Origin of the sequence: Flavobacterium ginsenosidimutans (genome assembly GCF_037478105.1) — a bacterium.
Lineage (GTDB): Bacteria > Bacteroidota > Bacteroidia > Flavobacteriales > Flavobacteriaceae > Flavobacterium > Flavobacterium ginsenosidimutans.
Map to the genome: position 1 here is coordinate 5,000,902 of NZ_CP147988.1, position 16,681 is coordinate 5,017,582.

The window sequence follows — 16,681 nt, forward strand, 5'->3', positions numbered from 1 at the left end:
AACCAAAAAACTATTAAAAGATGAAAAATTTTAAAAATACCACAATAATCAAAAGCTTTGGAAAGGGGCTTTTGATTACGGCATTGCTGGTTGCACAATTTGGCTTTGCACAAGAACAACAAGAGTTTAAAGGAACAATAGGAAAAACTCTTGCCGATTCTAAAGAATATTGGCCAGAGCCTGTAACGGCTCCAAAAGGCGCTCCGAATATTGTTTGGATTTTATTGGATGATGTTGGATTTGGAGCTTCAAGCACTTTTGGAGGTTTAATCAATACGCCAACTTTTGATAATCTGGCCAATAACGGACTTCGTTATACCAACTTTCACACCACAGCGATTTGTGCTCCTACTCGCGCCGCTTTATTAACTGGAAGAAATTCTGGAAGAGTTCACGTTAGCGGATTTTCTCATACCATTCTATCAGCTGGTTTCCCAGGTTGGGACGGAAGAATTCCTTCTGATAAAGGAACAATTGCAGAGATTTTACGTGACAACGGCTACAACACTTTTGCAGTTGGAAAATATGGTGTTACGCCAGATGAAGATGCTACAGATGCTGGTCCGTTTGACAGATGGCCAACTGGAAAAGGTTTCGATCATTTCTATGGATTCTTAGGTTCGCAAACCGATCAATACAATCCTGATTTAGTAGAAGATCAAGTTCATATTAAACCAGACGGACGTCACTTAAATGAATTGATTACAGACAAAGCAATCAGTTATATTCAGAAACAGCAAAAAGCAGCGCCTGGAAAACCATTCTTCTTGTATTATGCGCCAGGAGCTGTTCACGCACCTCATCAAGTGGCTGAAAAATGGGTTGAACCATACAAAGGAAAATTTGACGAAGGCTGGGATGTTTACCGTGAAAAAGTATTGGCTAACCAAAAGAAATTGGGAATCTTTCCTCAAAATGCTGGGTTGCCAGATCGTAACGCTTTAATCACAGAATGGAAAAAATTAACTCCAGACCAAAAGAAAGTCTATGCAAGATTCATGGAAGTTTACGCTGGATTCCTGACTTATACTGATTATGAAATTGGAAGAGTTGTGGATTACTTAAAACAAAGCGGACAGCTTGATAACACTTTAATCTTTGTTGCAATTGGTGACAACGGAGCTAGTAAAGAAGGAACTTTACAAGGAACAATCAATCAAAGTTTGTTTTCTCAAGGAAAATCGGATGAAGAAAATCTTCAAAGCAACTTAAATAACATTGGTGAAATCGGAACTGCAAAAGGTTTAAATACGAATTATCCTTTAGGATGGGCGCAGGCAACGAATGCTCCTTTCAAAAACTGGAAACAAGATGCACATTCAGAAGGTGGAACAAGAAATCCGTTGATTGTTTTTTATCCAAACGGAATTAAAGACAAAGGCGGTATCAGAAATCAATACAGCCATGTTACAGATTTGCTTCCTACAACTTTAGCTATTGCAGGAATTAAAGCTCCAGAATATATCAAAGGAATCAAACAAGATATTATTCAAGGATCTTCATTCCAAGCTTCTTTAGATAATCCAAAAGCAGAATCATTGCACAAAGTTCAGTATTACTACATCTTTGGAAATAGAGCAATCTATAAAGACGGATGGAAAGCTTCGGCTGCACATTTACCAGATTCATTTGCTGTAAAACAATCTTTAGGAAAAAGCGAAAAACCAGCGGCAAGTAACTTTGATACTGATGTTTGGGAATTATATAACCTAAACGAAGACTTTAACGAACGTAATAATTTGGCAAAAAAATATCCTGAAAAACTAGCTGAACTTCAAAAATTATTTGACGAACAAGCAAAGGAAAACAATGTTTATCCGTTGATTGACTGGCAAGATGTTTACAACAGAAGAATTCATAACACCGCAGCTGATAAAGGAAAAACACTGCAAGATTTAGTAAAACAAGTAACTAAACCCGCAGATACAGAAACTACAAAATAATGATTACATAACCTGCAAGGTTTCCAAAACCTTGTAGGTTTCAAATATCCAAACCAGAAAAATCTTTAATGATTTCCTCGGTTTGAAAATCATACCTACAAGGTTTTGGAAACCTTGCAGGATAAATTTATAGAGATGAAAAAAATAAAAAATAACATAATAAATCTCAAAACTCCACAAAAAGGTCTTTTGTTGACAGCTTTGGTTTTTGCTCAATTTGGTTTTGGGCAATCAAAACCTGATCCAAATTACAAAGGAGTTGTGGGTAAAACTTTAGCCGATTCTAAAGAATATTGGATTGAGCCCGTAAAAGCACGAGAAGGCGCGCCGAATGTCGTTTGGATTTTATTAGATGATGTTGGCTTTGGAGCAACAAGTGCTTTTGGAGGATTAATCAATACACCAACTTTTGAAAAACTGGCTAATAACGGTTTGCGTTATACCAACTTTCACACCACAGCCATTTGTGCACCAACACGTTCTGCTTTGTTAACTGGGCGTAATTCTCACGCTGTACATGTTGGCGGATTTTCTCATACTTCTATGTCAGCAGGATTTCCTGGCTGGGATGGAAGACTTCCTTCTTCGGCGGGAACAATTGCTGAGATTTTGCGTGACAACGGTTACAACACTTTTGCAGTTGGAAAATATGGTGTTACTCCCGACGAAGATGCAACAGATGCTGGCCCGTTTGACAGATGGCCAACTGGAAAAGGTTTTGAGCATTTTTATGGATTCTTAGGTTCTCAAACCGATCAATACAATCCTGATTTGGTTGAAGACCAGACTTGGCTAAATGGAAGCACAAAATTAAATGGTGCCGAAAAAGACAGATCTAAAAATGAGTTTACGACCGATCTTAAAGGAAAACATTTAAGCGAATTGATTACCGATAAAGCAATCACATACATTGATCGTCAGAAACATGCCGCACCAAACAAACCGTTCTTTTTATACTATGCGCCAGGAGCAACACATTCTCCGCATCAGGTAGAAAAACAATGGAGCGATAAATACAAAGGTAAATTTGATGATGGTTGGGATGCCTATCGCGACAAAGTAATTGCCAATCAGAAAAAATTAGGTTTAATTCCTTCTGATGCAAAACTAACAATTCGTGATTCTTATGTACCTGCATGGAATACTTTATCTCCAGATGAGAAAAAACTATATGCTCAGTTTATGGAAATATACGCTGGATATTTAGAATATACAGATTATGAAGTAAGCCGAATTGTAGATCATCTAAAATCTATTAATCAGCTGGATAATACTATTTTCTATATTATTTTGGGAGATAACGGAGCTAGTAAAGAAGGAAGTTCAATTGGTTTAATTGACGAATCATTTAGAAAACTTTCTGATCCTAAGATTAAAGAAGAGTCTTTAAAATCTAATTTGGCTAAAACTGCTTTATTAGGAACTCCAGCGGCAACAAAAGAAAACTACCCGCACGGATGGGCGTTGGCAGCAAATACACCTTTTAGAAATCTAAAACAAGATGCACATTCTGAAGGAGGAACACGAAATCCGTTGATTATTTATTATCCAAAAGGAATTAAAACGCCGGGAATTCGTAACCAGTACGGACATGTAATTGATATTTTACCAACAACTTTAGAAACTGTTGGAATCAAAGCGCCAGAAACCATCAGAGGAATTGCTCAGGATTCTATTCAAGGAACTTCTCTAGCCTATTCTTATGCTGACGCTAAAGCACCTTCAAGACATAAAATTCAACATTACTATATTTTTGGTTCAAGATCATTATATAAAGATGGCTGGAAAGCTTCGGCGCCACATCATCCTGATTATATTGACATTACTCAAAATGATGCTTTATCTAAAAAAGACGAGCCAAGTAATTTTGATAATGACGTTTGGGAATTATATAATCTAAATACGGATTTTAATGAAAGAGTCGATTTAGCTAAAAAATACCCAGAAAAATTAAAAGAGCTTCAGGCTGAATTTGACAATCAAGCGAAAAAAAATAATCTTTATCCGCTAATCGATTGGCAAGATGTTTTGAGACAGCGCATTCACAAGAAAAATAAATAATAATGTTATCAGAGCTGTTAACTAATTAATAGCTCTGATATTAAAAAAGCAAACTATGGCAGCAACAAAACCACTTATCAAAAAAAGCATTTTTGCTTTAGTGCTTGTAGTAATTGCAGTGACTTTTTACTACTTAACGATCTGGGCAGTTCCGTATTATGTGCAAAATAAATTTGCCGAAAAAAGTGCGGGCTATGTAAATACACCAAGATTTGGAGAACAGCCTAACGCGGAGAACAGCAGAGTCATTCCGCTTCCAAATCCTGATTTTTTGTATTCTACAATTAATTATGATTTGAAAGAGAATGTATTGAAAATCTCTGGAATTGTTCCTGATTCAACCTATTGGTCAATCTCTGCTTATCAGGAAAATACCACTAACTTTTTTGTGGAAAATGAAGAAAAAGTAAAAGCAAAATTCGAATATTATTTAGCTCCAGAAGGAAGCACTTCTGAAGTTTTAAAGAATGTTCCAAAAGAAAAAATCATTTACAGTCCGACTACAAAAGGCTTAATTCTTTTCCGCTATTTGGTTTCAAAAGCATATCCTGTAAAAAAACTGGAAGAATTACAGCATGGAGTTACGGTAGAAAAATTAGCGAATTAATTTTAAAATCAAATCAAAATGGCTTTAAATCAAAAAATTAAGAAAATAGCAATCGGGTTAGGATTAGTCCTTTTGGCTGTAGTTTTAGGAAGCGGTATTGGTATTTACAATATCAAATCAGGAAAAAGCGATTCACAGCGTACTATTGGGAATTGGAAAACGGTTGATAAAGACAAAGACCTCAACACAGCCGATTTACTTACCATTGCTCAAGTAGCAGTTTACGGCCCGTATGCTTTAACTAAAAAAGAAGTTATTTACTTAAGCACAAGTACTGATAGTGAAGGAAATGAATTAGATCCAAAATCGGATTATATCATTAACGGAAAAAAACTTGATGCAAAATACTGGAGCATTACAGCTTATGATGAAAACGGTTTTTTAATTAAAAACCCAATCAATAAATACAGTTACAATTTGGAAGATGTAAAATATGAAGCCGACAGCACTTCTTATAAAATCAACCTTTCGGGTACAGAAAAGAAAGAAAACTGGCTTCCGATCACTAATGTTCAAAAAACAAGTTTGATCATTCGTTTGTACTTGCCTTCTGAAAAATTGAGAGAAAATTTAACGGTTGAGACGCTTCCAACCATTCAAAAAGTAAAATAAAATTAAAGGATTCTAACAAATTAATGAAAATTTATAAAATAAAACTCTACTACATCCATAGAATTAGAAGTTAAATTATTTATTTTTACATTAAACTATTCAAATACAAAAAGATATGAAACGAGTAGATTATGAAATCATAGGAAAAAAGATTGTCGTTGGGATAATCTTGTTTTTAGTTCCGCTAGCAATTTTAGCTGGAGGACTAACAATAATTAATCAATTTTTAAAATAAGAAATCATGGCAATAGTTCAAAAAGAAAAATTAGTAAGAGACTTAACAATAAGCTTCTTTATTTATTCATTGCCAGTATTGGCAATTTACCTTTACTTTAAATTAAGCGGTGGAGCTGTAAGCGAATCTCATCTTACATTACCTTCGTTTTTGGAATTTGCAAAACCAGCTTTTGAAAACATCCGCACTTGGGGATTAACAGTTTTTATGCTTGTTTTGGGAGTTATAGAATTTGCAGCAGGTCTTTATGACGATGAATGGACAGGCGAAGAACGTAAAATTGACATTGTTTGTTTCTTAGCACCAAAATTACTTTTACCACCAATCATTGCATTTTTCAGCTTAAATGCTTTACCATATTTATTACCAAATTCTGCTAATGTTTTATCATGGGTTCCGTTTTGGGGAGGTTTTTTCCTGATCGCAATTGCTGATGATTTAACGCAATATTGGTACCACAGATTACACCATCAAGTTCCATTTTTATGGCGTTTTCACAGAACGCACCACTCTGCTCCTTACATGGGAATGGCAATGGCATCTAGACAAAACTTTATTTATACGGTTTTCTTTTCTCAAATTTATTTGACAGCAACTTTAACTTATTTAGGTCTAGGATTACCAGCTTTATTTGTTTTAGTAATTAAAAGTATCATCACTTTAGGCGCTCATTCAAGTATTCCATGGGACAAACCATTTTACAAATACAAAGTTTTACACCCAATTGCATGGGTTTTAGAAAGGTTGATTTCTACTCCAGCAACGCATCATGCGCATCACGCAGACACAAGCGGAGATGGTGTTGGACATTTTAAAGGCAACTTCGGAAATATGTTTTTTATCTGGGATGTCATTTTTGGAACAGGATTGATTACTCGAAAATATCCAAAATCATTTGGTACAAAATCATACAAACAAGAAGAGTGGTACGCACAGTTTCTTTGGCCAATTTTTAAATCTAAAAAAGAAGGAAGTTCTCTTGCCGAAGGCGTATTAGCATTTCCTTTGAAAGCCAGACCTGTAGAAAACACAGTACAAACGGAAGAACCAACTCCAGTTTTGGAGCAGGTTTAATTTTAAATCAAAAATAGAAATTAAGCCAACTTACATTTAATCTAACTTAAATTGAATGTAAGCTGGCTTTTTAAATAAATTTATATGAAAAATAAAATACTTAAAAAGACTTTTACAGCTGTATTTCTGCTTTTTACGATTGTAAATTTTTCACAGGGAAATAGTGCAAATATATTGCTGGATGCTTTTTATTCTAAAATCAAAAGCCAAAAAAATCCGCAGATAATTGATGCCAGAGGTGCAGATGAATTTGCGTTAAACCATATTGAAGGTGCTCTAAATTTTAATCTGAAATCTGAAGATTACGAAAAACACGTTGCTGCTTTAAATCCGTCAAAACCTGTATTTATTTACTCCATTGCAGCTTATCGAAGCGGACTTTTATCAACCGATTTAGCCAAAAGAGGATTCTCTGAAGTATATATTCTAGAAGGCGGAATTGCAAGCTGGATTGGCGGAGGAAAACCTTTTTACAGCAATTTAAAAAGTAAATTATCATTGCCCGAATACAAAAAAATCCTAACGGACAATAATTATGTATTAGTAGATATTGGTTCAAAATACTGCGCTACTTGCAAAACAGTAAAACCTATTTTAGAATCGATCAGATCTCAATATGGAGAAAAATTAAAAATAATTGAAATAGAATTAGAAGAAAGTCCGCAGGTAATTGCCGATCTAAAAACAGTAAAAGTCTTCCCTACTCTAATTCTTTATGAAAATGGCAAAATCGTTTTCAAAAAAGATGGATTAGGAGACCTTAAAAATGATGTTGATTTGGCTTTGGCTTCGAAATGATAATCTAATTTGAGAGCAAAGTTGGATACAATTTTGTCAGGCTGAGCGAAGTCGAAGCCCGCGCTAAAAACTCCACAAAGATTGATTTTTTTTTTCGTGACGGAGCTACTTGTGTGGGCTTCGACTTCGCTCAGCCTGACAAACCGTACATGAAAAAATTAAACAACGCAAAACCAAAATTCAAAAAATAACTTACCAAAATATGGCAAACTTCAAATTCAATAAAAAATTTATAATTCCTATTCTCCTGCTTTTTCTGATTGCGGCTTTTTTATTCTGGCCGATTAATACCTATGGAATCTTAATCAAAGAAGATCCAAAATTAGCAGAAGGAAAAAAGGAATTTTTAGCTTCAAAACCTAAAGATTCTATTTCTGGAAAAAAGACCAATATCATTATCCTTCTGGCAGATGATTTAGGAAAATATGATATTTCGCTCTACGGCGGAAAATCGACTCCAACTCCACAGATCGATTCGTTAGCGGCATCAGGTGCAACTTTTACAGACGGTTACGCTTCGGCATCAATTTGTTCACCATCTAGAGCGGGATTAATTACAGGAAGATATCAGGAACGTTTTGGACATGAATATCAGCCAGGCGATCGCTATCCTAAAAACAATCTAGAATATTATGCTTTTAATTATTTAATTGAAACAGATAATTGGAGATTGAACGACAAAATCGATTATCCAAATGATGCTTCTATAGCAACACAAGGACTTCCAAAATCGGAAATCACTTTTGCAGATTTAGCAAAAAGACAAGGTTACAGCACGGGAATAATTGGAAAATGGCATTTGGGCCATAACAAAGGATTTTTTCCTTTAGATCGCGGTTTCGATTATCATTACGGATTTTATCAGGCTTTCTCGCTTTATACTCCAGAAGATGATAATCCAGATATTATCAATCATCATCATAAAGATTTTACCGACAAAACCATTTGGGGAAAAGGTCGAGTTGGAATTGGACAGATTCGCCGAGATACCACAATCATTAATGAAAAAGCCTATTTAACAGAAAAATTTGCGGAAGAAGCTGAGGCTTTTATTGATAAAAATAAAAACAAGCCTTTTTTACTTTATATTCCGTTCAATGCACCTCATACGCCATTTCAGGTTCGCAAAAAATATTACGATCGTTTCCCAAATGTTAAAGACGAAAACAAGCGTGTTTATTTTGCTATGATTAGTGCATTGGATGATGCTATTGGAAGAATTCGCGAAAAAGTCAAAAAAGAAGGATTAGAAGACAATACTTTAATCATTTTTGCAAGTGATAATGGCGGTGCCGATTATACTTTTGCTACAACAAATGCTCCACTTAAAGGCGGTAAATTTTCTCATTTCGAAGGCGGAATCAATGTTCCTTTTGCACTTTCGTGGAAAGGAAAAATTAAACCTCACACGGTTTATAAACAACCTGTAAGTACTTTAGACTTTTTTACAACCATTGCAGCAGCGATTGGTTCAGATTTACCAAAAGATAGAATTTATGATGGTGTTGATTTGGTTAAAACAGTAAATGAAAATAAAGTTGCGCACAACGATTTATATTGGCGTTCTGGTGATGCAAAAGCGGTTAGAAGCGGTGACTGGAAATTAGTCATTAGCGGAAAAACGCATGAAAAATGGCTTTATAATCTTGCCAAAGACAAATCGGAAACTACAGATTTGGCTTCTAAAAATCCTGAAAAAGTAAAAGAATTAGAAACTGCATTACAAACTTGGGAAAAAGGTTTAATCAAACCGCTTTGGCCTAATTTAACGTATTATGAATTCGACTTTGGAAAACAAAAGTACTTTGTTGATTTGTAATTAAACATCACACAAACCTGACAGGTTTAAGTTTGAAAATCAATTGCCTCCAGCTTTAGCTGGAGGTTTAAAATTCAAAATATAGAAAGGCTTTAGCCAAACTTTTTATTCGGCTAAAGCCTATTTACTTGCTCACATTTTTTTATCTCCAGCTAAAGCTGGAGGCAATTCAACTAACATTCTTGAAAAAGAATTAATTCACCCCTTAATGTCAACCTCAATAAAATTTAATATTCACGAAGATTGGACAGTTGTTATTCTAGGATTTCTGATCATCGGAATTTCTCTTTTTATATTTCTTCCAGAAGTACCCGTTTTCAATTGGTCAAATACTTCTGATTTATTGAAAAATATATTTGATTTCAATAATCTAAAAATCCTTTTTACACAATTTTTATATCTGATTGCTATCGGGACTTTTGGTGTTTTTTTAATTGGAAAATCAATCAAATATTTTCTGCTTACTTTTCCAATTGTTTATCTTTTAACATTGATTGCACTTATTCTGGCAGGAAATTCAGCAATAAAATCCATCAATTTAGAAGCCGTAATTTTCAGTTTGACAATTGGTTTAGCAATTGGTAATTTCTTTAAACTTCCAGAATGGTTTCGTGCTGCTTTATCAACCGAATTATTTGTCAAAATCGGATTGGTTTTATTAGGAACTAGTGTTATTTTCTCTGATATTTTAAAGGCAGGTTCATTAGGTTTAATTCAGGCTTTAATAGTGGTTTTGTCGGTTTGGTATTTTGCCTTCTGGCTTTGCAAGAAATTAAAAGTCGACGACGAATTAACGATGATGATTTCAAGTGCCGTTTCTATCTGTGGCGTTTCGGCTGCGATTGCAACTTCGGGAGCGATTAAAGGCGACTCCAAAAAATTATCTTATGTAATTTCGATCGTTTTGGTCACTGCAATTCCAATGATGATTTTTATGCCTATTATTGCTAAATATTTTAATTTTCCTGAAGAGGTAACTGGTGCTTGGCTCGGAGGAAGTATTGATACTTCTGGTGCAGTTGTCGCATCTGGAACTTTGGTTGGAGAAACAGCATTAAAAATCAGTACAATTGTAAAATTTTCGCAAAATGTATTATTGGGAATTGCCGCTTTTGTTATTTCAATTTATTGGACTTATACGCATAACAATTCCTCAGAAGCAGTATCTAAACCCTCTTTAAAAGTCATTTGGGAACGTTTTCCAAAATTTGTTATCGGTTTTATATTAGCCTCTGTCGTGTTTTCGTTTTTTATAAATCCAGAAGTTCGAGACACAGTCAAAGACAATTTGAAAAATCTACAGGGAGTTTGGTTTGCACTAGCTTTTACAAGTATAGGCTTAGAAACCAATTTTAAAGATTTACTTCAAAATAATAGCCGGAAACCTTTATTTGCCTTCTTAATTGCACAATTATTCAATATTATTATTACCCTTTTTATTGCTTTTTTACTTTTCAATAAATAAAAACCAATGAAAATTAACATCAAAAATACCATGAATACCAAACTAAAAAACATTTTACTGTCTTTTCTTGTATCTGGAACGGTTAGTTTTTACCAATCGAATGCACAGAATAATTCATCAAAACCAAATATCATTTTGATTATGGTGGACGATATGGGATATTCAGATTTAGGAAATTACGGTTCCGAAATTAGTACTCCAAATCTAGATCGATTAGCAAAAGAAGGAACACGCCTTCGCGAATTTTACAATAATTCAATCTGTGCGCCCACAAGAGCTTCTTTATTAACTGGACAATATCAGCATAAAGCTGGTGTTGGCTTTTTTGATGTCAATCTGGGTTTGCCAGCTTATCAAGGTTATTTAAACAAAGAATCTCTGACTTTAGGTGAAGTTTTTCGTTCAGGCGGATATAGCACACTTTTATCAGGTAAATGGCATGTTGGTTCTGAAGATCAAGCGCAGTGGCCGAATCAAAGAGGGTTTGATAAATTTTATGGCATCTTAAAAGGGGCTTCTAATTATTTTGACACCAAACCTTTGCCTTTTGGAAAAACACCTTATCCAGTAAAATTAATTCGCAATAATGAAGAGTTACACCCAAAAGATGATTCTTATTATTTTACAGATGAAATCGGCAATAATGCGGTTACTTTCTTAGAGGAACAGAACAAAGAAAACAAACCTTTCTTTTTGTATTTAGCTTTTACAGCTCCGCATTGGCCATTACAGGCAAAACCTGTTGATATTGCAAAATACAGAGGCAAATTTGATGAAGGCTGGGATGTTTTAAGAGAAAAACGCATTGAGAAATTAAAAGCTAGTGGCATCTTGCCAGCAAATCAAACAGTTTCGGCAAGAGATCCTGAAGTTCCAGAATGGAGCAAACTGACCTATGATGAAAAACAATTCTGGAAAGCAAAAATGGAAGTCTATGCTGCAATGGTAGACAATATGGATCAGAACGTTGGCAAAGTTTTGAATAAGATAAAAGAACTGAAAAAGGATAAAAACACGCTGATTATTTTTATTTCTGATAATGGCGCTCAAGGCGGATTTAATACTTACAATCCCTTAGGAAGAGGTTTGGTTCGAAATGATGGACCCGTAGGAACTTCTGGATCATTTGATTATCAGGAGCAAAACTGGGCTTATTTATCGAATACCCCTTTACAGCAATACAAAAATAATATGCACGAAGGTGGTTTCAGCTCGCCGTTTATTGCTTGGTTTCCATCCAAAATTAAAGCGGGAAGAATCGATAAAGGAACAGGACATATTATAGACCTTGCTCCTACTTTTTACGAATTGGCCGGAATTGAATATCCTAAAAATTTGAATGGTGTAAATTCTAATCCGCTTCCTGGTAAAAGTTTATTGCCTGTTTTATTCGACAATGCTTCCGAAGTAAACCGTGGCGCGCCTTTATTTTGGGAAAGAGCTGGAAACAGAGCCGTTCGTGAAGGAAAATGGAAACTGGTTTCTATTTACCCTTCTTATGAATGGGAACTTTACAATCTTGAAACAGACCGAGGAGAAACTACAAATGTTGCAGCTCAAAATCCTGGAATCGTAAATGAGCTTTCTGCGAAATATTTTGACTGGGCAGATAAAACAGGAGTTGTAGAATACAGCAAATTCAAATTAAAACCTGAAACAATGCCTGGCGGAGCAGCTTTAAAAAAGTAATATAAATTTCCTGTAATTCGAATTTTAAAAGACAGAAAAATAAGTGTTAAAAAATAATCACACTTGTTTCTCTGTCTTTTTTAATTTCAAAATAAAAATAAACAACTAATAATCAAATAATTAAAAACAATCAAACAAAAATTCTTATTTCTGTTTTAAATAAAAATATCATTTCGTTTGGTTTTTAATATAATAAATTTAACTTTGTCTATAGAATTAGTAGAGTTTAAACAATTAAAGAACTACATTTTGAAAACAGCAGAAAAAATATCATCTCACATTTTTCCTAAAAACTATACATATAACACGTTTTGTTATATGTGTTTCTGTTGTTAATACTTCCAAACCTTCGTGTAGCCGATTATCCATTTCATAAAATCGGATTGCAAAACGAATTTCTTTCATTCAAACATTTTCTTACTGAACATTATAAATTGTTTTGAGGCATTTCTGCGTCAAAATGATAGCATCTTGTCAGAAAGATTTTAAGTTGATCTCCCTGAGATTTAATTACCAACCAAAAACATTCTGACATGAATTTATTTTACCAGAAAATAGCAAAGCAGCATCAAGAATTAGCGATTCTTCCTGAGAAAAAATTAATACATCAGTTTATAGATAATCTGTTTGCGATATTGTTTTCAAATACGTCAAAATCATTTGAATTTGAAGAAACAATCAAATTTAAATTCAATGAGCTAGAAAAACAGTTTGACGAATTGGTTTCGAATTTTTCATCCAAAAAAGATCAAAAACAGCAGACAAAAATATTTTTTAATGCAATTCCGCATTTACATCATACAGCCTTAAGTGACGCACAGACCATTTTTGCCAAAGATCCTGCTGCAAAATCAATAGAAGAAGTATTGTATTCTTATCCAGGATTTTTTGCAATTTCTATGTACCGATTTTCAAATCAGTTATGGAAACAAAACCTAAGAATATTAGCGAGAACACTTTCAGAATATGCTCATATCAAAACAAGCATTGATATCCATCCTGGAGCTCAAATAGGAAATGACTTTGCAATTGATCACGGAACCGGAGTTGTAATTGGAGAAACTACAATTGTTGGCAATAATGTACAGATTTATCATGGCGTTACACTCGGCGCATTAACCGTGAAAAAAGAAGACGCATTTACCAAAAGGCATCCTTCAATTGAAGACAACGTAATAATTTATGCCAATAGCACCATTCTTGGCGGTACGACAATAGTTGGAAAAGATTCCATAATTGGCGGAAATGTCTGCCTGACATACAGTATTCCTCCTAATTCTGTTGTTTATAATAAAAACGAAATTAAAATTAAAACTTTATCAAAAAAACTAAAAGAAATACCTAAAAACACAGCAATTCTAACTCTTAATTATGGAACGACAGAAAGATATTTATCTATAAACGAGTCATTTGATTAAAATTTATGAATAACTTTAAGGTATCAAAAAAGTAAATTATTAAATCAATTTAAAAACCAAAAAAATGGCAGAAACAAAACCACAACAGACCGCATTAGGCGATGTTGCCGCAAGACAGCTCGCAATAGCAACTCGTACCGTTCCTCAAATTGGAACTGTAACCCCAAGATGGTTAACGCATCTATTACATTGGACACCAGTAGAATCAGGTGTATTTCGTTTAAATAAAGTAAAAAACGCCAACCATATCGAAGTAGATTGTTCTGCTCGTGACGAAAGAGTTTTACCTAACACTTTTGTCGATTATATTGATAATCCAAGAGAATATAATCTTGCTGCCGTGCAAACCATTGTTGACGTTCATACTCGTGTTTCTGACTTATATAGCAAACCTTACAATCAAATTTCGGAACAGCTGCGACTGGCTATTGAAACTATTAAAGAACGCCAAGAAAGCGAATTAATTAACAACAAAGATTATGGTTTATTAAGCAATGTTGTGCCATCGCAAATTATAAAAACAAGAACTGGCGCTCCAACTCCAGACGATTTAGATGAGTTATTGACGAAAGTTTGGAAAGAACCTGGATTCTTTTTACTGCATCCTTTAGCAATTGCTGCTTTTGGACGCGAATGTACACGTCGTGGCGTTCCTCCTCCTACTACATCTTTATTCGGATCTCAATTTTTAACTTGGAGAGGAATTCCGCTTATTCCATCTGACAAACTGCCAATTAAAAACGGAAAATCAAAAATCATCTTATTACGTACAGGCGAAAGCCGTCAAGGTGTAATTGGATTGATTCAGCCGGGATTACAAGGCGAACAATCACCAGGATTATCTGTTCGTTTTATGGGAATTAACGAAAAAGCAATTGCCTCTTATTTAGTTTCACTTTATTGCTCATTGGCCATTTTAGTTGATGATGCAATAGCAGTTTTAGAAGACGTAGAAATAGGAAAGTATCATGAGTATAAATACTAACATAAACGGTTTACCAAACATAGAAGATTTGCAAAATTTAGCAAACGAATTGTTCAGTGCCTTGCCCAATGAATTTCCAAAAGAAATTTCGTTGAGTCCAGACAAAAGCGAACATCCTCGTGCGACTAAAATTGCAGAAACGCTGTTGAATGCCGGAAATACAGAATCTTTATCTTCATTTTCTGAGCAAAGTCCGTTACAGGTATTATCAGTTCCCCAATCTTCATTTAGTGGTTTTGGAGCATCTCCAACTGCTGCTAATTATGGAAATACAGCTTCATCTTCAGCTTTGTATCCAAATGCTGGCACAGGATTTTCTCCGCAAAATGAAAAGTTTTCATACGAAGTCCCAAAAGAAGAGACACTCAACATCGATGATCCACATACAGGTTTTCATGATATTAATTTAAAAAACAATAGTGTACCACAGCTTAATGAAGAGACTTTCTTTTCACAATTCTTTTTAAATAATAATTATCTCCCTTTTCAAGGCGGAAATTCTTCTTTTGAAACAGAACTTAAAGCCGCATTAGAAAGTGTTGATACTCATTTTAAAAAACGAATTGATTTTCCGTCAAGCGGAAGTGATCTTCAAAACTCTTATTATTTTTTAGAACAGAATCCGTTTGCTTTTGATCAAAAAAATAGCAGTCCAATTGTTGGAAACTCTTTTAATCCTAAAGGAATTTACGGCACTTCAGGACCACATTTTAATGCGGATTTAGTGAAAAAAGATTTTCCGATTTTAAGAGAAACTGTAAACGGAAAGCCTTTAGTTTGGTTTGATAATGCCGCAACGACTCAAAAACCGCAATCGGTTATTGATAGAATTGCGTATTTCTACGAACATGAAAATTCGAACATTCACCGTGCCGCACATGAATTGGCTGCAAGAGCATCTGATGCTTATGAAGCTGCGCGTGAAAAAGTAAAAGCATTTTTGAATGCCAAATCGGTAAACGAAATTGTTTTTGTGCGCGGAGCCACTGAAGGAATCAATCTCGTTGCACAAAGCTGGGGAGAAAATAATTTAGTTGCTGGCGATGAAATCATTGTGAGTAATCTGGAACATCATGCGAATATTGTTCCTTGGAAACGTCTGGCAGATCGAAAAGGTTTAAAACTTCGCGTTATTCCAGTTGATGATGACGGTCAAATTTTGTTAGATGAATATGTAAAACTGCTAAATCCAAAAACACGTTTGGTTGCTTTTACACAAGTTTCGAATGCTCTTGGAACAATTACGCCTGCTAAAAAAATAGTAGAACTGGCACACTCAGCTGGAGCTAAAGTTTTGATAGATGGCGCACAATCTGTTTCACACATGAAAGTAGATGTTCAGCATTTAAATCCAGACTGGCTTGTTTTTTCTGGGCATAAACTTTTTGGACCAACAGGAATTGGTGCTTTATACGGTAAAGAAGAATTACTGAATGAAATGGAGCCTTATCAATCTGGCGGAAACATGATTCAAGATGTGACTTTTGAGGAAATAAAATACCACAAAGCTCCGAATCGTTTTGAAGCTGGAACAGGAAACATTGCAGACGCTATCGGACTTGGAGCAGCAATTGATTATGTAACCAAACTAGGAATCGAAGCTATTGGACAATATGAGCATTATTTATTAGAATATGCTACAAGTCTTTTAAAGGAAATCCCTGGCGTTCGTTTGATTGGGACTGCCAAAGATAAAGCCAGCGTTTTATCATTTACACTGCAAGGCTATACTAACGATCAAGTTGGGCAAGCATTGAACAAAGAAGGTGTTGCAGTGCGAACAGGACATCATTGCGCACAACCCATTTTGCGAAGAATGGGAGTCGAAACAACAGTTCGTCCCTCTTTGGCTTTTTACAACACTACGCAAGATGTTGATACTTTTATCAAAACATTGTGGGAATTGAAAAAAGTTAGATTCTAAAATAAAATGAGTCAATGCTTAAAAAAACATTGACTCAAAGAAATAGTTACT

General features: G+C 34.7%; 12 protein-coding genes. All 12 read left to right on the forward strand.

Annotated features, from left to right (window positions below):
• Positions 1 to 20: 20 nt before the first annotated feature.
• Complete coding sequence (locus tag V6624_RS21410; RefSeq protein ID WP_338840099.1) at positions 21 to 1,943, forward strand: arylsulfatase; 1,923 nt, start codon at positions 21 to 23, stop codon at positions 1,941 to 1,943.
• A gap of 135 nt (positions 1,944 to 2,078) precedes the next feature.
• Positions 2,079 to 4,004: an arylsulfatase gene (locus tag V6624_RS21415; RefSeq protein ID WP_338840100.1), complete on the forward strand. Its 1,926-nt coding sequence runs from the start codon at positions 2,079 to 2,081 to the stop codon at positions 4,002 to 4,004.
• Between the two features lie 55 nt (positions 4,005 to 4,059).
• Positions 4,060 to 4,611 (forward strand): DUF1254 domain-containing protein, encoded by a 552-nt coding sequence (locus tag V6624_RS21420; RefSeq protein ID WP_111285422.1) that lies wholly within the window; start codon positions 4,060 to 4,062, stop codon positions 4,609 to 4,611.
• Between the two features lie 18 nt (positions 4,612 to 4,629).
• Positions 4,630 to 5,223: a DUF1214 domain-containing protein gene (locus V6624_RS21425; protein ID WP_338840101.1), complete on the forward strand. Its 594-nt coding sequence runs from the start codon at positions 4,630 to 4,632 to the stop codon at positions 5,221 to 5,223.
• A 241-nt stretch (positions 5,224 to 5,464) separates the two neighbouring features.
• Positions 5,465 to 6,532 carry a sterol desaturase family protein gene (locus V6624_RS21430; protein WP_111285426.1) on the forward strand — a complete coding sequence of 356 codons (1,068 nt, stop codon included), beginning with the start codon at positions 5,465 to 5,467 and terminating at the stop codon, positions 6,530 to 6,532.
• Positions 6,533 to 6,616: 84 nt separating this feature from the next.
• Complete coding sequence (locus V6624_RS21435; protein ID WP_338840102.1) at positions 6,617 to 7,330, forward strand: rhodanese-like domain-containing protein; 714 nt, start codon at positions 6,617 to 6,619, stop codon at positions 7,328 to 7,330.
• Between the two features lie 202 nt (positions 7,331 to 7,532).
• Entirely contained in the window at positions 7,533 to 9,149 is a 1,617-nt protein-coding gene (locus V6624_RS21440) for a sulfatase-like hydrolase/transferase (RefSeq protein WP_338840103.1), read from the forward strand.
• Positions 9,150 to 9,357: 208 nt separating this feature from the next.
• Positions 9,358 to 10,614: a YeiH family protein gene (locus V6624_RS21445; RefSeq protein WP_338840104.1), complete on the forward strand. Its 1,257-nt coding sequence runs from the start codon at positions 9,358 to 9,360 to the stop codon at positions 10,612 to 10,614.
• 6 nt (positions 10,615 to 10,620) lie between these two features.
• Complete coding sequence (locus V6624_RS21450) at positions 10,621 to 12,303, forward strand: arylsulfatase (RefSeq protein ID WP_338840106.1); 1,683 nt, start codon at positions 10,621 to 10,623, stop codon at positions 12,301 to 12,303.
• A 533-nt stretch (positions 12,304 to 12,836) separates the two neighbouring features.
• Entirely contained in the window at positions 12,837 to 13,721 is an 885-nt protein-coding gene (locus V6624_RS21455; RefSeq protein ID WP_338840107.1) for a serine acetyltransferase, read from the forward strand.
• Between the two features lie 64 nt (positions 13,722 to 13,785).
• Entirely contained in the window at positions 13,786 to 14,706 is a 921-nt protein-coding gene (locus V6624_RS21460; protein WP_111285461.1) for a family 2A encapsulin nanocompartment shell protein, read from the forward strand.
• A complete protein-coding gene (locus tag V6624_RS21465) occupies positions 14,690 to 16,630 on the forward strand; it encodes a family 2A encapsulin nanocompartment cargo protein cysteine desulfurase (RefSeq protein WP_338840108.1) in 1,941 nt (646 codons plus the stop codon). The genes V6624_RS21460 and V6624_RS21465 overlap by 17 nt, the downstream gene beginning before the upstream one ends.
• Positions 16,631 to 16,681 lie beyond the last annotated feature (51 nt).